The sequence below is a fragment of the Campylobacter canadensis genome (genome assembly GCF_013177655.1).
Lineage (GTDB): Bacteria > Campylobacterota > Campylobacteria > Campylobacterales > Campylobacteraceae > Campylobacter_E > Campylobacter_E canadensis.
The window spans coordinates 1,664,189-1,685,307 of record NZ_CP035946.1; the positions used below are offsets into that span (position 1 = coordinate 1,664,189).

Below are 21,119 nucleotides of genomic sequence, written 5' to 3' on the forward strand. Positions count from 1 at the left end.
TTATAAAATTCCTAAAATATCTTCATAACTTAAAATTAAATAATTTTCATTTTCTAGTTTTATTTCACTACCTGCGTACTTTCCAAATACTACCTTATCGCCCTTTTTTATATCTTGTATTTCACTTGCAACTGCAATTACTTCACCTTGTTGTGGCTTTTCTTTAGCATTATCAGGTATAATAATTCCTGAAGCAGTTGTTTTAGTTTCTTCAAGACGCTTTATTAACACACGCTTATTTAATGGAGTAAAATTCATTTTGTATCCTTTCTTTGTTTTTATCACTCGTAATAAATGAGTGCTAAGATTATAAGAATTTAAAGTTAATAAAATAGTATCTTGAGTGATTAAGACTAAGATATTTTTAGCTTTTTAATATCAAATTATTTAACAAAGGAAGTATATGAAAAAAATTGTATTTACACTAATTGCTATTGTTGTCTTGCTTTTAATAGCAGCATATTCGTTGTTATTTACATCATTTGGAAATTCAATAATAAAAGAATATGCACAAAAAAATATTAATAAAAACCCAAGCACTCAAATTCAAATTGATGATTTTTTACTCACTATGTCAAAAATTAAATTAAAAGCACAGTTAAATGGTTTAATAGAAATTGATTTAAACGGAGATTATTCTTTGTTTTCACAAAATATTAAAGATATGATGATAATTATCAGCAGTAAAGATTTAAGTATGTTAAACATAAAAGAAAAAATAAATATAAATGCAAATTTGCAAGGAAAATTTAATGATTTAACTTTAAATGCAAACGGAAATATCTTTAATGCGCCATTAAAATTACAAGCTAGTATAAAAAATTATTATCCTTATAAATTAAATTACAATACAAGCAATCTTGATTTAGAAAAAATCTTAAAAATCATAAATAAAGATTATTTAAGTGGTTTTGCAAATATTAATTTAGATATTAATGAATTTGACAAAAATGATATTCGTAAGTCAAAAATCTTAGCAAACATTTCAGCAAAAATAAAAGCAAAAGATAGTTTTAAAAAAGATTTTGGTATTGATTTAAAAAAGCTTGAAGAAATAAATATCAACTCAAACAACACTCTAGCTGATTTTAAATTAAAGCCTAATTTTACGCTAAATTCAAAACTACTTAACATAGATACAAATTTTGATGAAATTGATTTAAATAAATTAGATGCAAAAGGAATTATAAATATAAATATAAGCGATTTAAGCTTTATAAATGAAAATCTAAATTCAAACCTAAACACCAAGCTAAATGTAGAATACAAAGACAAAATTGTAAATATTTTAGCAGATGCAATTGGCAAAAATATTAGCTTAAAAAATATCAATCTTAATCTAAAAAATGATGATTTAAAGCTTAAAGCAAATGCTATTATAAATAGCGCTTTAATTAAATTAAAAAATATAGAACTTGCAAATGTAAATATTGATGCAAGCATAAACACAAAAACAAGTGATATAAAAGCAAATATAAACGGTGCATTACTTGATTCAAAAATCAATGCAAATCTAAATAAAAATGCTTTAAAAGCTGATATTAGCAATCTTTCAATACCTTTTGCTTTATTAGATTTAGAAAAAATGGCTACTTCAAAAATCAATGCAAATATTGATATAAAAGATATCTACAAAGTAAATGGACAAATTACATCAAATATCAATCTTAACACTATTAAATCAGTATTTAAGAAAAATTACGACCTTGATTTAGATGCTAATTTACTTGCAAATGCAAAAATAATTTTAAATTCAGCAAACGATATTTCTTTTAGTCTTGATGCAAAATCAAATATGCTTGATAATTTGCAAGCAAATGGAACTTTTAAAAATAATATTTTAAACTCAAATTTTAACCTTGATACAAAACTTGCAAACTACAATGAATTATTAAAGAAAAATATGAAAGGTCAAATAAAATTAAACGGCGATGCAAGTTTTAATAAAATACTTTTAGTAAATGCAAAAAGTGATGAATTCTTTGGTGGTAAATTAAATGCTAGTTTAAAGGCTGATGATTTTAATGCTAGTTTAACAAATGTTAGCGTTGAAGAACTTGCAAATTCTTTAGATTTTATTGATATTTACAAAGCTAGTGCCAATGCAAATCTTACTTATAATTTAAAAAGTGCAAAAGGTTTTTTAAAAGCTGATTTAGGTAAAGGCTCACTAAAACAGCATAAAGCTATAGTTTTAATAGATAAAATTACAAATATTTCAAAAATAGTTTTTGATAATGCAAATGTAAATGTTGATATGAATAAAAATCTTTACACAATAAATGCTAATGCCAATGCTAAAAACGCTCAAATACAAGTAAGTAACGCACTTTATAATCTTGATGAAAAAAGCCTAAATGCTCCTTTAAGCATTAATTTAAACAATAATATTGTAAAAGGCGTATTGGTGCAAAAAGGTGAAAATATTAGCTTTAATATTGATAAAAAAAATGCTGCTAATAATATTTTAAAGGCTGCTGATAAATTATTAAAGGTTGATGAAAATTCAAGCGATGATAAAAAGAAATTAAAAGGCTTTTTAAATAAACTAATCAAGGATACAAAATGATAGCAAGATATAGCAATGATGAAATTAGTAGTATTTGGAGTGAAGAAGCTAAATTTAATGCTTGGCTAGAAGTTGAACTTGCAGCTTGCAAGGCCTTTAATAAAATAGGTCTTGTACCTAGCATTGATTTAGAAAATTTGCTTAAAAATGCTAAGTTTGATATAGCAAAAATTAAAGAAATAGAAGAGCAAACAAAGCACGATGTAATAGCCTTTACAAGGGCTTTGTCATTAAATCTTGGCGAAGAAAAAAAATGGGTTCATTATGGCCTTACAAGCACTGATGTTGTAGATACCGCACAAGCTTTGCAGCTTAAAAAGGCCAATGAAATTATTCTTAAAGATATGCAGAATTTGCTTGATATTTTAAAAGATAAAGCAAATGAGCATAAATATACTATTGAAATAGGAAGAACTCACGGAGTTCATGCTGAGCTTACTACTGCTGGGCTTAAGTTTGCTTATTTTTATGAAGAAATTAGACGCAATTTAGAGCGTTTTAAGAATGCTTGTGAAGAAATTAGAGTTGGTAAAATTAGTGGCGCAGTTGGCACTTATGCAAATGTGCCAATGGAAATTGAAGAGCTAATTTGTGAAAGTTTAGGGCTAAAAGTAGCAAATATAAGCACACAAATACTACCACGTGATTTACACGCAAATTATATAAGCGTGTGTGCTTTAATTGCAAGTGCCTTGGAACGCTTTGCAACTGAAATTAGACACCTTGCAAAAACTGAATGCTTTGAAATGCTTGAATATTTTAGTGAAAACCAAAAAGGCAGCTCTGCAATGCCACATAAGAAAAATCCAATAGGCAGTGAGAATATTTGTGGTCTTAGCCGTGTAATTAGAGGGTATTTAATTACTGCTTATGAAAATATAAACCTATGGCATGAAAGAGATATTAGCCACTCAAGTGCTGAGAGAATTATGCTTCCTGATGTAACGATTTTGCTTGATTATATGCTAAAAAGATTTAGCAATATTGTAAAAAATCTAATTATTTATCCAGAAAGAATGCTTAAAAACTTAGAAAATTCTTATGGTCTTATATATTCTCAACAATTATTATTAACGCTGATAAATAAAGGCTATTCAAGAGAAAATGCTTATGATTTAGTACAAAGTCTAAGCAAAAAAGCATGGAGCAAAAAGCTTCAATTTAGCGAAGTAATAAACGAAAACGAAGAGATAAAAAAGATACTAAACGATGATGAAATAAAAGCCGTATTTAACAGTGATTATCATCTTAAAAATGTAGATAAAATTTATGAGCGTTTAGGACTTTAGAATTTAAAATTGGAATTTAAAATTAATATTTTAAATTCCATTTAGTTTTTAAAATCTTTGTGTAGTTTTTACACAAAAAAATAGATAATTTTTATCTTAATTACTATTTGTAACACTTTTTTAAGCCTTAAGAGTTAATATTGTAAAATCTTATTTAAAGGATTTTTTTGCAAGAGTTATTACAAGATTTCTGGGGCGATTTATTGGGCGTATTGGATTATAAATATAAAAATAATATTTTTAATCCTGAACTTGCAGCTTTAATTTTATGTGCGAATGAGCAAAATTATAAAGAATTATTAAGCTTAAAAAGTTACAAAGAATTTTTAAAAAGCGATAATTTTTATGAAATAAAAATGCTGCAAATTGGGGTTTTAAATTCTATTAAAGATAATTTATTAAATCCGAATGAACTTTGCTATTATCTTGAAAAATTAAAAGACTTAAAATTAAAAAATAGTATTTTTAGCTACTTAAGCACCGCAAAACAAGATGATAAAATTGAGCTTAGCAATCATTTTATTGATGAAAAAAATAAGCTACAAGACGCTTACAACGAGCTTAAAAATCTACTTAGCGCTGATTTAAAAAACAAACTTGATGAGTTTTACAAACAGCTTGAAAATAAAGAATTTAAAATTGCTTTTAGCGGTATTTTTAATGCTGGCAAAAGTAGCCTTATAAACGCCTTGCTAGAGCGTGATTTTCTGGGCGTTTCAAACGCACCTGAAACTGCAAATCTAAGCATAATTTCTTATGGAAATGAAAATATCAAGGTTAATTTTTATAATGAAAGCGAGTTTAACGCCTTAAAAACTCAAGCTAGTTTAAATGAAGAGCTAAATAAAATCTTTAGCGTGGATTTTAAGGCTTTTAAAAGCGTTGAAACTAATTTTAACGAACTTTATAATTACACAAGTGCAAATTCAAAAATGAGTATTTTTGTAAAAGATATTAATATTTATCTTGATAATGAATATCTTAAAAATAATATAAGCATTATTGATACCCCTGGTCTTGATGATGTAGTAATAAGTCGTGAACAAGCAAGTAAAGAATTTTTAAAAAAGGCTAATTGTGTTTTATATTTAATGAGCTCTACTCAAGCACTTAGTATAAAAGATTTAGATTTTTTAATAACTTATGCAAAAAATAACCCAAATTCAAAACTAGTGTTAGCACTTACAAAAAGTGATTTAATCAGCTTAGATGAGCAAATAAAATTAAAAGATTATGTAAAAACTCGCTTTAACAATGAGCTTAAAAAAGAAGATATTAATATAAACTATGAGCTTTTTTGTCTTAGTGTAAATGATTATAAAAAAGATAAGAAAAAAGGCGAAATAAATGCTTTAAAAGCTTATTTAAACGATGTTTGCTTTAACAGTATGAGCTCTTATGATTTTACAAAAAATATAGCTGATAAATTTATAAATTTGATAGATTTAGAGCTTCATTATTTAGAAAATATTAATAATTCCTTACTTTTAGATAAAAACGACTTTTTAGAAAAAATTAGACAAATAAAAGAAGAAAATCTTAAAAAAATAGAAGAAAAAAATAAACTTGAAAATAATTTAAATGATTATTTAAGTAAAAAATATTCTTTTAATTATTATGAGCTTAAATTCTTAGCAAAAAATCAAGCTTCAAGACTTTTTGATGAATTAAATTATGATAAAAATTATTCTAACGAGCTTGCAAAAAGAGTTATAATGCAGGGTTTTAAAGACCTTTTAAATGCAAGTTTTTCAAGTATGCAAAATATAATTTTAAATGATTTTAACGCAATAAAAGAGAATTTAGATATTAAAAAAGATTTTAAGATAACATTTGATAAATTAGCTTTAGAAGAGATTTTTGATGAACTTTCTAGCATATTAGATAAATTTTCTTTATTAGACAAGGAAAATGAAATAGAAAATAAACTTAATGCAATTTACACTAACATTAATTTAAATTTATTTAACTTTACGGATATAAAAAATAACATAAATAGCTTTTTGAAGGAAGAATTTTTTAATAAATATCATATTGAAGAAGTAAAAAATACAGATTTTGATAATGAAAATTTATTAAATATTAATATTAAAAAAATAGAAAAATTACAAGAAATAAAAGAGAAATTAAAATGATAAAAGAAGTATTAAATGAGTATAAAGAAAAATATAACCTTAGTTTTGAAAACAATTTTTTAGGTGATTTAAAAAGACTAGCTTTAAGTTTAAGCAATCCTAATTTGATGCTTAGCAAAAAATGTATTGATTTAATTTATAAAGAACAATTTCATTATGAAAAACCACTACAAGTAGGTGTTATTGGGCAGTTTAGCTCTGGTAAAAGTTCTCTTTTAAATTTATTGTTTAAAAAAGATATTTTAGCAACCGGTGCAAGACCTGTTAGCGTGGTTGCTACTTATATTAATTATGCAAAAAATGATTTAGTTTTAGCAGAATTTGAAAATAAAATTTGTGAATTAGATAGCTCTTTTGTAAATGACCAAAATGAAGATATTGTTGGTTTAAAGAGTATTAGTATTTATACAAATAACGAAATATTAAAAAATGTTACTTTAATTGATACACCTGGTTTAAATGCAAATAACAAAGATGAAGAATTTACAAAAGAACTTTTTTCTTCTTTTGATGCTTTAATTTGGCTATGTCTTGCAGAAAGTGCAGGTAAATTAAGCGAAGAAAAGGCTATAAAATCTTTAGAATCTCATATTAAAAAAATATGTTTGATTAATCAAAAAGATAAGTTAAATCAAGATGAGCAAGATAGATTAAAAAGCTATATGCAAAATGTTTTTTCTAAATACTTTGAAAAAATTGAGCTTATTTCTTGCAAGCAAGCAAGTGAAAATAATGCTAATTCTAACATAAATGCTTTTTACGATTTTTTATTATCTTTAAATAAAGAAGAAATAAAAAGAAAAAATATCACATATAATCTAAGTATTATAAAAGATGAGTTACTTTCTATAAGTAATAATATAAACAATAGTTTAGATGAATTAAAAAATAAAATTAAAAGTTACTTAGAGAATTCTAAAAATATTAATGCAAATTACGAAGAATTTAATAAAAATATTTTAAACGCCTTAAGCAGTATGGCAAAAACAATAGCAAATGAATTTGTAAATAATTTTAAAGAAAAAACTGCCTTTTTTTATACAAAAAAAGACTCGTTTTTGCATAAAGATTGCTTTAGTAAAAATGAATATTCATATAAAACACTCTTACCTGATGATACATTTTTAAATATTTTTTATAACAAAGATTTAATAAATAAACAATTTTTGAAAATTAAAAAAGAATTAAATGAAGAATTTTTAAATATTATTTTTAATTTTAAACAGCCACTAGAAAATATTATTTTAGAGCTAAATATATTGAAAACTAAAGAAATTAATAAAAATTATAAAGATTTAGTTAAAGCTGAATTTTATGCAATTAGTGATGATTTATTTAAGGCTTTAAATGAACTAATAATAAATGATTATGAAAAAGCCTTTTACAAATATGAACTAAGTTTAAATCAACTTTTTGAGAAAATTAATATAAAAGCTTTAAATAATTATGAAAATGCAACAAAACTTGCCTTATCGTTTTTTTATGAAAAAATTAATGCTAGCCGTGAATTTTACGAGTTAAACAGTAAAGAATTTAAATTATATTTGCCTAGTGATAATGAGATTTATCAAAGACTGCTAAATGATTGTTCTTTTTATGAATTTGAAGAATTATTAATTAACAAAAAACAAATATATAAACTAGAAAAAGAATATTTAAAAGAGCTTGAAGGGATTTTAAACAAGCATATAAAAAGTATAGAAAATAGACAAAACAAGGTTCAAAACATAGCAGAAAAAATACTTAATTGCTTTGTAAAATTTTTATAAATAAAATAATTTAAGGATTTTTTATACAAAAAACCTGCTTTTCTCAATATTAAAAAAACTTTATTTTCTTTATAAAATAACATTTTTTAAAAATAATTACTTTAAACTTTATAAAAGTAAGAGAGATGATTGTTAATTAATTTTATTTGCTATAATTTTTACTATGAAAGATTTATTAAAAGAATTAGGAAAACTTTCATTTGATTTTGCAAAGGTAATTTTTGCTCTAGCAATAATTACACCTGTTTTAAAAGATGAAAGTTTTAATTATTGGAGTATTACAGCAGTTATAATTTGTATTGCTATCGGTTCTATTTGTATTTACAAAGGAGGTAAAGATGGAAACGCTTGATATAATTTACAAAACAATTACTATAGGTGGAGCAATTTTAGCTATCGCTTTATGGTTTCTTATCCCAAATCCGAAAAAGGGAAAAAATAGTTAAATAAAATTAAACAATCATCTCTTAAAAATATTAAATTAGGAGATGATTATGTTACCAGTAGATTTAAAAACCACAGACGTCGCACGAGCTTATGCAACTTCTAGCGATACAATAAGAAAACATTTTAAAAATCACAATGATGAGTTTTTAGAAAACGTTCATTATTTTTATGATATTAATCCTAGATTTCAATCAAAAGTAACCAAATGGACTTTAGAAGGCGTTTATATGTTAGGCTTTTTTATTAAAAGTGTCAAAGCAAAAGAATATCGTAAAAAAGTAGCAAGGCTATTGAGAGAACAAAGCGAAGAAAAACTAAAAAGCCTAAATAATAGCATCTCAAACCTAGAAAAACGAAATAAGCGAGTTGCACTAGGCTATAAATCACAATTAGCACAGCAGAAAGAAAAGTATGAGTTAAAGCTCAAGGTTTTAGAGTGCGAACTAGAACATAAAAACAAGATTGATTATGATAAGCCAAGCCAAGAGCTAAAGAAAGCATTGGCAGAGCGTGGGTGGTTGCTTATGAATAAGAATGATTTTTTATTTATCGCCGAACACTTAGCTACTAAAATCAATAATGGAGTTTCTTATATTTTAGGCACAAATAAGCCAAAGTGCTTAAATCAATTAGCAACAATCGCGCACCACGCTTGTATTAAAAAATATGAGAGTAATATTGATTATTTGCTTGGTAAAAAAATTAAATATTGGGGACTAACAGATCATATTGAAGAACTAAAAATAAAAAGAGCTGATAGCGTATGTTCGCCTATTCATAATAAATGGGTTATTGAAGATGGAGAACAAATCGCAGGTTGGGAGCTAATGGCTCCCTAATACGGAAATAAATTTTATTTTAATTTATTTACTATGGCTTTGCAAATTAACCAAATAAACACTATAATTAAAATGTTTCAGCCTTGTTGGCTTAGTCGCCCCCTTATCGCAAGATAATGGCTCGGGTTTCCCCCACCTTTTAGGTGTGGGGTTAATTTATTACTTCATTTATAAGTATTTGTTTTATATTTAAAAAATCATTCTTTAGCAATTTAATTTTAGCTTGATACATAACTCTTTTATTATCAAACACTTTAATTTGAGATAATAAAGCAGTTTGTAAGCTTCCATTACTATCAAAAACATAACGATATTTATTAGCCTTTTCATATATTCTAGAACTTAGTGGCACACCTAAAAACAGCCTATTACCAGCACTATCAAAAAGCTTATTAATCACTAGTACAAGTCTAGCATAGTCTTTACCCTTGCCATATACTTCATTACCTATATTTAGTCCAACTTTGACCCAATAAACTTCTCCGACTTTTATATTTTTATATTTGTTAGTATTGTTATGTGTTTTCTTTTTTATTTCATTCCACTCATCGTAATTCATAGAAAGTCCTTAATATACTTCTCTAAATAATCTCCCCACCATTGCATTAATTCCCTTTTAGCTTCTAGCTTATGACTTCTATCATATATACCTTTTACCCCACCAACAGTATGGGCTAAACATAGCTCTATAATCTCGCTTGAATAATTATTATCGTTAGCTATCGTGCTAAACATTGCACGAAATCCGTGTGGGGTAAATTCATCTTTAGTAATGCCACCACGCCTTAGGATTATTCTTAAAGTGTTATCACTTATGTAAGGTTCTTTTTTATTTGTTCGGCTAGGAAAAATGAATATCTCATCAGCTTTTAAAGTTGCTTTCATAAAGTTTAAGATTTTTAATGCTTGAGAGTTTAAAGGCAAGTAAAAAGGCTTTTTTGTTTTCATTTGTTCGCTAGGTATTGACAAAAAGCCATCATTAAAATTAATCCATTCCCAACGCATTGCCCTAATATTTTGAGTTCTTAGAGCCGTAAGAGATTGTAAAATCAAAGCGTATTTATATAATATATTAGTGTTAGCAGTGCGTATTATTGTGAATAGCCTTGTTAAATCATCATCATTCGTAAGGGTTGCATAATTTTTTGTATCCTTTTTGCCAAGCAATACGCTAGGCTTTACTTTAGCTAGTGGATTTATAACCTCATCGCCGTTACAAATAGCAAATTCATATAATTGATTAATCAAAGTAAAAGCACGATATGAAGCTTCTTTCTTATCACAAGACTTTAAGCACTCTACAATTTGCAAAGCTTTTAAATCACTTAGGTTATTGTTTTTCAAGCTTTCAAATATCCTAAAGGTGCTAATATATCTTTTGTAAGTTTTATCAGTTACAGCCTTTTCTTTACTTGCTAAAAACTCATCAAATAAATCATTCAAACTTTTATTTATAGTTTTAGTAAATCCTCTTGAAATATTTTCAGCTAGTTTAGTGTAGTCATTGATGGCTTGTTCTATTCCATAGCTTATATTAAAATTATTTAGCTTTTTGATTTTATCCTTGCCGTTGTCATTGTATCTATAATAAAAAGTTTTGTTCCCATTTGTTCCCACATAAATATAAATATTATTATAAACGCTTACTTTATATCTTTTGCTTTTAGGCTTTAATGCTTGTATTTGCTTATTTGTCAATGCTTTCCCCTTTTTATGACTGTTCCCAAGTGATTTTTTATAAAAATCCCAAGTGTTCCCAAAATTGTTCCCAAAATTATACGGATTTTATATAAATAATTATAAAAGAATATAGAATACTAAAGTTTTTAACAAGGCTTAAATATCGTATTTAAAGGGATTAAACGGTATTTTTATAAAAAGATAAAATTAAGGGAAAATGATTGAATGGTGTCCCCAGCGAGATTCGAACTCACGGCCTTAGAATTAGGAATTCTACGCTCTATCCAGCTGAGCTATGAGGACAAAGTGTGCATTTTATCTTAAAAAATATAATATTAAGCTATCTTAAAGTATTTTGTAGTAATATAAGCTTTTTTTTATGAGTATAGTTTATAAAAATAATAAATTTTTAACTTTTAAGCTGATGTTTAAGGCTAAATATGTTGATTTTTAGTAAAAAATAAATTATCTTTGATTTTAAAGGAAATTAAATGAAAAATAAATTATTGTTAAGTTTGTTAGCTTGTGCTTATTTACAAGCTTTAGAATTTGGTTATATGGGTAATATTTCTACTAGTATGGGTGGAGCTGGAGTTGCTTTAGAAGATAACGATTTTGCATTATATTACAACCCAGCATTGCTTACAAAAAGTAAAGATTCTTTTGCTTATAGTTTTGGAATTTCTTTTTCTCAAAATAAGCTTTTTGAATTAAGTAAAATTGATAAAAACACTGATGATAATTTAAAAAATCAACTTGAAAAGGTTAAAAATATTTTTGTTAAAAACAACAATGTGTTAGCAGCTGCTAATAATACAAGTTCAACAAATAATAAATATGGTAACTTTTCTCCTGTAGTTAGTGATTTTATAAAAAACAATAAGGATACAAATAATGAATTTAGCGAATTAGCTAAGGCGCTAGAAGGTACAAACGGACAACAAAACACTAGCTTAGAAACAGCAATTAAAAATATTCAAGAAAAAGCTAAAAATGACCCATCTATAGAAGAAAGACTAACAGAACAATTACTAAAATCAACAGAAAATTCTAAAAATGATTTAGAAACAAACAATGTTGATGCGGCTTTACTTGGCAATATAATAAGTGCTACTGATTCAACTAAATTTCTTGATATTGTAAATAAAAGCTCAAAAGATAACAATGGTGCAATTGATATAGGAACATTTTTAACAGATTTAGGCGATATTGACTTAACGAATTTGGTTGATGATAAAACTGCTAGTGATATTAGCGTTGTGTATGATAGCGCAAATGGCAAAAATGATATTAGAATAATTTCACAAAATGGTTTTGTTTATAACTTTGCAAAAAACGATAATCGTGGGGCGATTTCTTTTGGTATTTTTACTACACTTAATGCCAATGCAAATGCTGCTTTAGACCCTAATCACAATGTTTTAATAGTAAAACTAAGCGATAATAAAACTTATATAAAACTTGATATAAAAGATGGCAAAATGCACGCAATTTCAAGCACCAAAGAAGAATTTGAAGCATCATCAGCACTAAACAAGCAAGTTAATCACGCACTTAATGCAGGAAGTTTAGCTTTACTTGAAGTACCTGTTGCTTACGCTGATGAGTTTGCTTTAACATACGGTGATTTAAGTTTGGGTACAACTTTTAAATATATTTTTGCAGCTGGTTATGATATTAGAAAAAATGTAAATATTGATTTAAATGGTATTAATAAAATTAATTTTAAAAATGACTTAAAAGACCCAACCTACACTCACACAATAGGACTTGATTTAGGTGTGCTTTATTCATTAGATGATTTAAATCTTGCTATGGTGATAAAAAACATAAATAATCCTAAAGTAAAATTATCTAAAAATACTGCTACACATTTAAATCCGCAAGTTCGTATCGGTGCTGCTTATAAATTAAACGACCTTAGTTTTGCAATGGATTTAGACCTTTTATCAAACAAAACCCTATCGCTTAATTATCCTAAATCTCAAACAATAGGCGCTGGTGTAAAATGGGATATTTTTAAGAATTTTAATGTTCGTGGCGGTTTGATGTATGATTTTAAGCAAGATCAAGGTGCAATAATTACTGCTGGTATGAATGTATTTAATTTCTTTGATTTAAGCATTCAAAGTAGCTTTAAAACTGCGCAATGCTCTAATAATGTATGTTCAAAAAATATTAAGCTACCACAATATTTTACTTTAAAACTAGGCGGTAGTTATAGTTGGTAATTTTATACTAAATATGGCGCCTTGCTGGGTATTTTTTGCCCACAGGCTGCCTTTTAAATTATCCTTAATAATTACATTGCACATATACAACCCTATTCCAGTTCCACTACTAGCGTGTTTTGTGCTGATGTAAGGTTCAAAGATTTTTTCAATAGGTTTTATGCTAATACCTTTGGCGTTATCTTCTATATTTATAATAACTTCTTCTTTTAAGTTTTGTAAATATATTTTTATCCAAGGATTTTTAACTTTGCGTTCTAGTAGCATATCTTTTGCATTTGCTAAAATATTTAATATAACCTGTGAAAATTGATTTGCATAAGCATAAATTTTTATTTCATCTTTTTCATCAAAAATTATATTAATGTTATGATTATGCAAAGCAGGTTCTATAAGATTTAATGCTTTATTAATATTTGTTATAAGATTAAATTCTTCTTTTATTTTATCGCTTTTAAAAAAGTTTCTAAAATCATCAATAGTTTTTGACATATGTATGATTAAATCTTGTGCTTTTTGTTCTTGTTTTTTAAATTCACTTTTATTTAATTTATTTAAATCATATAGTAAGCTAATATGGGTAATAATACAACTAAGAGTAGCTAAAGGCTGCCTGTACTGATGAGCTATATTTGCAATCATTTCGCCCATACTTGCTAAGCGATTTTGCTGCATAAGAATTTTTTCTTGCTCTAGTCTTTTTGCTAATTCATTTTGTACTTTTTGCTCTAGAGTTAAGTTTAAATTCTTTAAAGAATTTTCACTTAACTCTAACTTTTTTATAAGCACTTTAAAACCAAAATGCAAAATACAAATAATAACAAACATTAAAGCAATAGATATAGCAATAGCCTCATAAAGAGTATTTTTAATATTATTTTGTTGCGTACTTATATCCTGATAAAATACCATTTTAGCAATATTTTTTCCATCTTTGTTATTTAAATTTATGATATGCTCTATTAAATTTATATTATCTTTGCCTTTGTTATTAAAAACAATATGCGCATTTAAATTAGAAAATTCTTTTATTTGTTTAATAATATAATCAGCTTCAAATGAAAATTCTATAAAGGCTACTATTTTTTCTTTTTCAAAAAAAGGTGTTATTATGTGGTAACTTAGCTTGTTGTCTTCAAGATAAAAATAATTTTTTTCATTTGGTTTATGTGATTTATTTAAACTACCAAGATATGTAATTAAGTTACCTTTATTATTGTAAAATTTCATATTAATTAAATAGGGGTTTTCTTCTTTTAAAATATTCCATCTATTAATAGATAATTTTTTTAGCTCTTTGGCATTTTCTTCTTTTAAAAAATGTTTTATTTGTTGAGATTTATAATTTGCTTTTGCACGGCTTTCATAAAATTCATCGCTCTTTTTTAATACTGTTTTATAAATATACTCTACTTGCTCTTTATAATCTTTTAAAGATAAGGCTATAAGCTGCTTAATATCTACTTGTCTTAAAATGCTAAAGATAACAATAGTAAATAAAAACAAGGCAAGAACTAATATCATAGTTTTGTTTTTTGTAGATAATTTTAAAGATTTTATTCGCAAAGGCATTGATATCCAACCCCAAAAATGTTTTTAATAATTTTATTAGGAAGCTTTTTTCGTAATTGTTTTATAACCGCTTTTAAAGCGTCTTTATGTTCGTTACTATCATTGTAAAGCTCAAATTCTAACTGCTCAAAACTCACTACACAGTTTTTATGCTTTAATAAATATTCAAATACTTGCTTTTCTTTTTTTGTTAATATATGAGTTTTATTTTCATAGCTTATGCTTGATTTTAAAGGCTCGTAAATAATGTTTTTATTAATTATTATTTTATACTCATCAGTGTAATCATACATCCATTTAGCAGCATTTTTTAAAGAAGTTAAAAAATCATCTTTACTAAAGGGTTTTATTAAAAATTTACATATATTAAGCTCAATTGCTTGAAGAAAGTATTCTTGCTCATTGTAAGCACTCATAATGATAATAGGGATTTTTTTATAATTATTTCTAAGTTCTTTTAGCACTTTTATACCATTAATTTTAGGAATACATATATCCATAAATATAACATCAGGTTTTTTTTCATAAAAAATATCTAAGGCCTCTTTACCATCTTTAGCCTCATAAACATTTTTGAAAAATAATGACAAATTAGCACTTAAAGCCTTTCTTACTTCTTCTTCATCTTCTACATTAAGCACGGTTAAATGTTTAAATATATTTATTAATTCATTCATTTTAATAGCCTTTAGAAAAATATATTTTAAATCTCTCTATTTTCTCTCAAAATATATTTAAAATATATTAATTTTACATTAAAAAGGAGAATAAGGTGAATAAAAGGCGTTTTTTTCTAAAGCAATCAGCTGCAATAGCCTTAGGAGCTAAAAGCTATGCTTTAACACCAAAGCAAGAAAATAAAAAATACGCTATGCTTATTGACTTAAGAAAGTGCGTAGCCTGTCATTCTTGCACAGTAAGCTGCAAGATAGAAAACAAAACTCCAGCTAATAAATTTAGAACTAATGTAGCCGAGTTTGAAATAGGACTTTATCCTAATGTAAGAAAGGCATTTTTACCATCACTTTGCAATCACTGCGACAATGCACCTTGCATAAGCGTATGTCCTACAGGTGCTACTTTTAAAAGAAAAGATGGCATTGTTGTTGTAGATGCTAGTGTTTGTTGGGGTTGTGGATATTGTGTAAATGCCTGTCCTTACGATAAAAGATTTATAAACCCAATTACAAAGGTAGCGGATAAATGTAATTTTTGTCTTCATAGACTTAATGCTAATTTACTTCCTGCTTGTGTGCAAAATTGCGTTGGCGGAGCAAGAATTATAGGAGATTTAAACGATAGCTCTTCTTTAATTTCTAAATTATTAGCTACACATCAAAGCTCTGTTTTAAAACAAAGTAGCAAAACAAAACCTAATGTTTATTACATAGGCTTAAACGGGCAATTAAGCGATAATATTTTTTCTTTAGATGATGTAGATGGCATTTTAAAAAGTAAAAATCAAACATCAATATGGCAAAGCAAAGGAGAATAATATGCAAGTAGATTTAATTCATAGCCTAGTTAATATTAGCCCTGAGCGTCCTTGGGGGATTATGATTGTAAATTACTTTTTTCTTACTGGCATTAGTGCTGCTAGTTTCATCATTGCGAATTTGTATTTTGTATTTAAAAAGAGCGCATTTAAGTCTTTTAGTTTTTTTGCATTATTAATATCTTTTTCATTTTTAATAGTTGCACCACTTAATTTAATTGATGATTTAAGTAAGCCATCTAATCTTTTAAGTGTATTTTTTTATGGTTGGGAAAATTTTTTTACAAGTCCTATGAAATGGGGTGTTTTATTGTTAATATCTTATTTTTTTATTAGCCTAATGCAGCTTTTTTTTCTTTGTAAAAAAAATAATTTTCAGTATGAAAAAAATATATTTTACTTAGGAGTTTTAGGAATTATTTTAGCAATAGCAATAGAATTTTATACTGCTTATTTAATTGCAATATTAAACTCTTTTATTTTTACACATACAGCCTTGATGCCAGTTTTATTTTTAGCATCAGCTTTATTTAGCGCTAGTGCTACTTTAATCATATTATTAGTTCTTTATGAGAGTTTTTATTTAAAACAAAAATTAAGCATAACAAATTACATAACTTTAATTAAATTCCTAGCCCTTTGCGCCTGTATTGACTTTATTTTAAAAATATTTTGGTTTAGCTTTTTATTTTTGTTCAATACTCAAAGCCAAGAGCTTTTACAGATTTTTTTAAAAAAAGAAAGTTTTATGTTATTTTTTGTTGATATGGGTCTTTGTTTATTGTTACCTATATTTATAGCTTTTAGGTTTTATAACAATATTTTTATGATACTTATTGCAGCACTATTAAGCTTAATTGGGACATTTATTTTTAGATACAATCTAATAATAAAAACTCAAAGTTTTCCCAAGCAAACAACATCTTTTTTAAAATACCACTTAGATTTATCTTCGTTTATAAGTATTGCGAGTAATTATGCTTTGCTTTTAGCTTTATTTTGCTTTGTACTAGCTATTTTTGATAAGAATATTTTAAAAGGAAAATAAGATGAAAAGAAGAAAATTTTTATTAACATCAGGACTTAGCTTAAGCCTATCTGCTGCTTTAGGTTATAAAAATACAATAAAAAAGATTTTTACTAATGATGAATTTAGCGATAATATTTCTACTAATTCTTTAGAATGCGAAGTTTTTATAGAAAACAACACTGTAAAATTTAATGATAAATTTAGCATTGCAACTAGCCTTTGTAATGGTTGTACAACATTTTGTTCTGTTAGAGCCTTAATAGATAACAATAAAGTCATAAAAACATTTGGAAATCCATACAGCCTTCTTTCAAGCGACCCTTGGCTTGATATGCAAGTATCCTTAAAAGATAGCTTTTTGAAACTAAATGATATAAATAGTCTAAATTCACGCTCAACTTGTTGTGCTAGAGGTAGTAGCATTCATCATAAAATGTACGATGAATTTAGGGTAACAAAGGCTTTAAAAAGAGTTGGTAAGCGTGGAGAAAATAAGTGGAAAAGCATTAGCATTGAAGAATTGATTAATGAAATTGTAAATGGTGGAAATTTATTTAACGAAGGTTATGTTGATGGACTTAAGAGTATTTGTAATACTAAAAAACTTATTGATGAAAATAACCCAGATTATGGACCTGTTGCAAATCAGTTATGTATTTTAGGTACAGCTGATGAAGGAAGGCAAAATTTTTTAACACATAGATTTGCTCAAAGTTTTGGAACTATTAATTATTTAGGACATACTGCTATATGTGGTTTATCTATGAGGGCAGGAGAAGCTGCTTATTTGGATGATTTTACTTCTTATGCACATTTAAAACCTGATTATGAACATTGTAAATTTTTATTAAATATCGCCACAGCACCAGCACAAGCTGGAAATCCTTTTAAAAGACAAGCTCATCTTTTAGCACAAGCAAGAACTTATAATAATTTAAAATATGTTTGTGTAACCCCTAATTTAACAAATGCTGATAGCTTTGCAGTAAATGAAAATTCTCGCTGGATAGCTATAAAACCAGGTGAGGATTTAGCATTTGTAATGGCTATGCTAAGGGTGATTATTGAAAATAAATTTTATAATGAAAAATATTTACAAATACCTAGCTTAAAATCACAAATAGCCTTAAATGATGTAAGTTTTACTAATGCAAGCTATTTAGTTTGTAAAGATAAAAATAAAGAATTTTTAAAAGATGAAGGTAGTATTTTAGTTATTGATAGCGTAGATAATAAAGTAAAAAAAGCAGACTTTGTCTTGCAAGCAATTTTGGATTTTAACGGAGAAGTTGAATATAAAAATAAAAAATATCAAGTTCAAACTAGTTTTAATATTTTAAAAGAAAATTCTTTTTTAAAAAGTGTAAAAGAGTATGCAAAAATATGCGATGTTAAAGAAGAAATAATTTTTGAACTAGCAAAAGAATTTTGTTCTTATGGTAGATGTGTAGCAACAGATTGTCACGGTGGCACAATGCATACAACAGGTTTTTACACAGCCTATGCTATTATGATGCTTGGTGCTATGGTTGGTAATTTAAATCATAAAGGCGGAATGAGCGTTGGCGGTGGAAAGTACGCAAGTTTTAATGGCAAATGTTTTAATCTTTTATCCTATAAAGGTAAGGTAAAACCTTTTGGTACAAGAATTGATAGAGCAAGAAAAGCATATGAAACAAGCACTGAATTTAAAAATAAAATAAAAAATAATCAAAATCCATACCCAGCAAAAGATAAATGGTTTGCTTTTACAAACGCTTTAGAAAATGAAGTTTTAAGCAGTAGCGCTAATGCTTATCCTTATAAATTAAAAGCCTTGATTACTTGGGGAGCTAATATAGTTTATGGTCAAAATAATAATAAAGATGTAATTGCTTTATTAAAAGACCCTTCAAAAGCTGCTCCTTTATTTATAGCAATTGACCCTTTTATAAATGAAACTAGCATTTATGCTGATTATATTGTGCCTGATAGTGTATTGTTTGAAACTTGGGGAGTATTATCACCTTGGGCAGCTTATAATACCAAAACTACGCATTTAAGATACCCCATAGTAAAATCTCCTAATGATACATTTAAAAATCAAGAAAGCATTTGTATGGATAGCTTTATAATAGAACTTGCAAAAGCACTTAAATTACCGTCCTTTGGTAAAAATGCAATTATGGATAATGAAGGGAATTTTTATGATTTAGACAGACCACAAGATTTTTATTTAAGAGCCTTTTTAAATGTAGCTATGGATGAAGATGAGCTTAGCGATATAAGCGATGAAGAGTTAAAAATAAGCTCCTTGCTTGAATATAAAGATAGTTTAAAAAAGATTTGCAAAGATAAGTGGCGTAAGGTGGCTTTTTTAATGAGTCGTGGTGGAAGATTTGCTAAAAAGAATACAGCTTACAAAAATAATGCCTTATCTAATTCTTATACAAAAGCAATAGCTATTTATAATGAAAAATTAGGAACTAGCATTAATTCTTTAACAGGCAAAAGATACAATGGCAGCGTAAAATATTACCCACAAAGCTACGCTGATGGAAGTATGATTAAAATGAATAAAGAATTTAATCTTTTAGCCTTTAGCTATAAATCTAATATTTTTTCATCAGCTAGTGCTACTTTAGATATTTTAAAAGAAATAAAATACGCAACATACGCAGATATTAATACAAAAACTGCTAAAAAATATAATATTAAAAATGCTGATAAGATTAAAATAAGCACAAAAGATAGTAGCATTATTGCCTACGCAAGATTAAAAGAAGGTATTTATCCTAATGCAATAGGCATAGAATATGCAAGTGCAAGAAGGGCAGAAGGAGCTAGAGATTTGATTATTGATAATGTTTTAATTAAGGCAAAAAAGATTAGGCAAACAGGCGTTTATTATAATCGCTTAGGACTTGATGATATTAGCAGATTAAAATATAAAGGAATTAGTGATTTTGTAGTAGGCTCAAACGCTAGAACAGCCCTTGCAGTAAAAATTGAAAAAATATAATTTTATCCTTAAGCTTAACTAGGCTTAAGGATAAATTAAAATTCATTCTCAAATCTTTTTTATGGAATAATAGTTACTTTTAAAAATTAAAACTTTCAACTTATAAAGAATTACCTTATTTATCTATAACTTTATTCGTTCATAAATATACTATCAAGCAATACATATTTACAAACTTTTATGTGCATTATGAAACTTCTTTAACTTTAATAGCTAGTTCATAATAAAGTTTATTTTTAAATTGTAATGTAAATTAAATTAAGCACAAATACTTTTATAATTTAAGTTAAAGTTAAGAATGGGGGGGGGGTATAATGCTTTTTTTAATTTTTTCAAAGGAATTCTTATGTCTTATGTAGAACAGGTTTTAGGCACAGATGAGAATGTTGTTATGAAGGCAAAGGTTAGTATTTTTGCTTTTGTGGTTGAGTTGCTTGCTATTTTAGTTTTAGCTATTCTTTGTTTTAATGCAAGCTTTTTATTTATTGTTCCTATTTTATTTCTTGTTGCTCGTATATATATAACCATTACAACAACAGAACTTGCTTTAACAAATAAAAAAGTTATAGCAAAATTTGGCTTGATTAGAAGAAATACAATAGAGCTAAGATTAGAAAAAATAGAAAGTATTAGAGTTGATCAAGGAATTCTTGGCAGGATTTTTAATTACGGCACAATATTTATAAATGGTGCTGGTTCAGCTGCTCCAATTCCATTTATCGGAACACCGATTGATTTTAAAAGAAAAGTAGATGAATACATAGAAAATAAATTATCAAAATAAGCCCTATTTCTAAGGCTTATTTTTAAAACGAATATCTTAAAGTTGCGTTTATATTATAATTTGTGTTGTACTTGCCACTGAATGTTTTTTCAGTATCTAGGCTAAATTTCGTATTGTTTCCTAAGTTAAAATTAGCCCCTATACTAGCAAAGCCACGACTATCTTTAAAACCTTTTTCAACTCTTGTAATTACACCATCGCTTAAAGCAAGTTTAGTTGCACTCGTAAACTTAGCTTCGCTTTTTAAAGTAAGCTCAATTTCATTAGTATTATTCATC

The 21,119-nt window shown here is 26.5% G+C and carries 17 protein-coding genes and 1 tRNA gene; 11 read left to right on the forward strand and 7 right to left on the reverse strand.

Annotated elements, in window-relative coordinates; all coding sequences use genetic code 11:
• A complete protein-coding gene (groES, locus tag CCANL266_RS08045; RefSeq protein WP_172233863.1) occupies positions 1 to 258 on the reverse strand; it encodes a co-chaperone GroES in 258 nt (85 codons plus the stop codon).
• Between the two features lie 145 nt (positions 259 to 403).
• Between groES and CCANL266_RS08050 the strand changes: the two genes are divergently transcribed.
• The 6 genes from CCANL266_RS08050 to CCANL266_RS08075 all read left to right on the forward strand — a co-directional run bounded on the left by CCANL266_RS08050 (position 404) and on the right by CCANL266_RS08075 (position 9,048).
• Positions 404 to 2,569: a hypothetical protein gene (locus tag CCANL266_RS08050; RefSeq protein WP_172233867.1), complete on the forward strand. Its 2,166-nt coding sequence runs from the start codon at positions 404 to 406 to the stop codon at positions 2,567 to 2,569.
• Entirely contained in the window at positions 2,566 to 3,858 is a 1,293-nt protein-coding gene (gene purB / locus CCANL266_RS08055) for an adenylosuccinate lyase (RefSeq protein WP_172233870.1), read from the forward strand. Before CCANL266_RS08050 ends, purB begins: the two co-directional genes overlap by 4 nt.
• A 167-nt stretch (positions 3,859 to 4,025) precedes the next feature.
• Complete coding sequence (locus tag CCANL266_RS08060) at positions 4,026 to 5,993, forward strand: dynamin family protein (RefSeq protein ID WP_172233872.1); 1,968 nt, start codon at positions 4,026 to 4,028, stop codon at positions 5,991 to 5,993.
• Positions 5,990 to 7,762: a dynamin family protein gene (locus CCANL266_RS08065; protein WP_172233874.1), complete on the forward strand. Its 1,773-nt coding sequence runs from the start codon at positions 5,990 to 5,992 to the stop codon at positions 7,760 to 7,762. The genes CCANL266_RS08060 and CCANL266_RS08065 overlap by 4 nt, the downstream gene beginning before the upstream one ends.
• A gap of 163 nt (positions 7,763 to 7,925) precedes the next feature.
• Positions 7,926 to 8,114: a hypothetical protein gene (locus tag CCANL266_RS08070; RefSeq protein ID WP_172233876.1), complete on the forward strand. Its 189-nt coding sequence runs from the start codon at positions 7,926 to 7,928 to the stop codon at positions 8,112 to 8,114.
• A gap of 142 nt (positions 8,115 to 8,256) precedes the next feature.
• The gene (locus CCANL266_RS08075) at positions 8,257 to 9,048 is read left to right on the forward strand and encodes a hypothetical protein (protein ID WP_172233878.1); all 792 of its coding nucleotides are present in this window, start codon (positions 8,257 to 8,259) and stop codon (positions 9,046 to 9,048) included.
• A 151-nt stretch (positions 9,049 to 9,199) separates the two neighbouring features.
• On the opposite strand, the gene CCANL266_RS08080 is transcribed toward CCANL266_RS08075, so the two are convergent.
• From CCANL266_RS08080 to CCANL266_RS08090, 3 genes are all read right to left on the reverse strand, one after another.
• Entirely contained in the window at positions 9,200 to 9,607 is a 408-nt protein-coding gene (locus tag CCANL266_RS08080; protein WP_172233880.1) for a type II toxin-antitoxin system PemK/MazF family toxin, read from the reverse strand.
• Complete coding sequence (locus CCANL266_RS08085) at positions 9,604 to 10,746, reverse strand: tyrosine-type recombinase/integrase (protein WP_172233882.1); 1,143 nt, start codon at positions 10,744 to 10,746, stop codon at positions 9,604 to 9,606. The genes CCANL266_RS08080 and CCANL266_RS08085 overlap by 4 nt, the downstream gene beginning before the upstream one ends.
• Before the next feature lie 208 nt (positions 10,747 to 10,954).
• A tRNA-Arg gene (locus tag CCANL266_RS08090) sits at positions 10,955 to 11,031 on the reverse strand.
• 188 nt (positions 11,032 to 11,219) lie between these two features.
• Here CCANL266_RS08090 and traF point away from each other — a divergent pair.
• Positions 11,220 to 12,959: a conjugal transfer protein TraF gene (traF, locus tag CCANL266_RS08095; protein ID WP_172233884.1), complete on the forward strand. Its 1,740-nt coding sequence runs from the start codon at positions 11,220 to 11,222 to the stop codon at positions 12,957 to 12,959.
• Here the strand turns inward: traF and CCANL266_RS08100 are convergent.
• Together CCANL266_RS08100 and CCANL266_RS08105 are read right to left on the reverse strand one after the other, a co-directional pair.
• Entirely contained in the window at positions 12,936 to 14,531 is a 1,596-nt protein-coding gene (locus tag CCANL266_RS08100) for a sensor histidine kinase (RefSeq protein WP_172233885.1), read from the reverse strand. The genes traF and CCANL266_RS08100 overlap by 24 nt on opposite strands.
• Positions 14,516 to 15,208 (reverse strand): response regulator transcription factor, encoded by a 693-nt coding sequence (locus tag CCANL266_RS08105; RefSeq protein WP_172233886.1) that lies wholly within the window; start codon positions 15,206 to 15,208, stop codon positions 14,516 to 14,518. Before CCANL266_RS08105 ends, CCANL266_RS08100 begins: the two co-directional genes overlap by 16 nt.
• Before the next feature lie 95 nt (positions 15,209 to 15,303).
• Here CCANL266_RS08105 and CCANL266_RS08110 point away from each other — a divergent pair, with 95 nt between their 5' ends.
• From CCANL266_RS08110 to CCANL266_RS08125, 4 genes are all read left to right on the forward strand, one after another.
• Positions 15,304 to 16,026, forward strand: coding sequence for a 4Fe-4S dicluster domain-containing protein (locus tag CCANL266_RS08110; RefSeq protein ID WP_224316076.1), 723 nt, complete (start codon positions 15,304 to 15,306; stop codon positions 16,024 to 16,026).
• Position 16,027: 1 nt separating this feature from the next.
• Positions 16,028 to 17,074 (forward strand): NrfD/PsrC family molybdoenzyme membrane anchor subunit, encoded by a 1,047-nt coding sequence (gene nrfD, locus CCANL266_RS08115; protein WP_172233887.1) that lies wholly within the window; start codon positions 16,028 to 16,030, stop codon positions 17,072 to 17,074.
• 1 nt (position 17,075) lies between these two features.
• Positions 17,076 to 20,057 (forward strand): molybdopterin-dependent oxidoreductase, encoded by a 2,982-nt coding sequence (locus CCANL266_RS08120; RefSeq protein ID WP_172233888.1) that lies wholly within the window; start codon positions 17,076 to 17,078, stop codon positions 20,055 to 20,057.
• A gap of 346 nt (positions 20,058 to 20,403) precedes the next feature.
• Entirely contained in the window at positions 20,404 to 20,841 is a 438-nt protein-coding gene (locus tag CCANL266_RS08125; protein WP_172233890.1) for a PH domain-containing protein, read from the forward strand.
• 22 nt (positions 20,842 to 20,863) lie between these two features.
• On the opposite strand, the gene CCANL266_RS08130 is transcribed toward CCANL266_RS08125, so the two are convergent.
• Entirely contained in the window at positions 20,864 to 21,118 is a 255-nt protein-coding gene (locus CCANL266_RS08130) for an autotransporter outer membrane beta-barrel domain-containing protein (protein ID WP_172233892.1), read from the reverse strand.
• Between the last annotated feature and the right edge of the window lies 1 nt (position 21,119).

Bases quoted from the DNA above. Each gene is read 5' to 3' on its own strand.
- groES (WP_172233863.1), bottom strand. From the start codon at position 258: ATGAATTTTACTCCATTAAATAAGCGTGTGTTAATAAAGCGTCTTGAA.
- CCANL266_RS08050 (WP_172233867.1), top strand. From the start codon at position 404: ATGAAAAAAATTGTATTTACACTAATTGCTATTGTTGTCTTGCTTTTA.
- purB (WP_172233870.1), top strand. From the start codon at position 2,566: ATGATAGCAAGATATAGCAATGATGAAATTAGTAGTATTTGGAGTGAA.
- CCANL266_RS08065 (WP_172233874.1), top strand. From the start codon at position 5,990: ATGATAAAAGAAGTATTAAATGAGTATAAAGAAAAATATAACCTTAGT.
- CCANL266_RS08070 (WP_172233876.1), top strand. From the start codon at position 7,926: ATGAAAGATTTATTAAAAGAATTAGGAAAACTTTCATTTGATTTTGCA.
- CCANL266_RS08075 (WP_172233878.1), top strand. From the start codon at position 8,257: ATGTTACCAGTAGATTTAAAAACCACAGACGTCGCACGAGCTTATGCA.
- CCANL266_RS08080 (WP_172233880.1), bottom strand. From the start codon at position 9,607: ATGAATTACGATGAGTGGAATGAAATAAAAAAGAAAACACATAACAAT.
- traF (WP_172233884.1), top strand. From the start codon at position 11,220: ATGAAAAATAAATTATTGTTAAGTTTGTTAGCTTGTGCTTATTTACAA.
- CCANL266_RS08100 (WP_172233885.1), bottom strand. From the start codon at position 14,531: ATGCCTTTGCGAATAAAATCTTTAAAATTATCTACAAAAAACAAAACT.
- CCANL266_RS08105 (WP_172233886.1), bottom strand. From the start codon at position 15,208: ATGAATGAATTAATAAATATATTTAAACATTTAACCGTGCTTAATGTA.
- nrfD (WP_172233887.1), top strand. From the start codon at position 16,028: ATGCAAGTAGATTTAATTCATAGCCTAGTTAATATTAGCCCTGAGCGT.
- CCANL266_RS08120 (WP_172233888.1), top strand. From the start codon at position 17,076: ATGAAAAGAAGAAAATTTTTATTAACATCAGGACTTAGCTTAAGCCTA.
- CCANL266_RS08125 (WP_172233890.1), top strand. From the start codon at position 20,404: ATGTCTTATGTAGAACAGGTTTTAGGCACAGATGAGAATGTTGTTATG.
- CCANL266_RS08130 (WP_172233892.1), bottom strand. From the start codon at position 21,118: ATGAATAATACTAATGAAATTGAGCTTACTTTAAAAAGCGAAGCTAAG.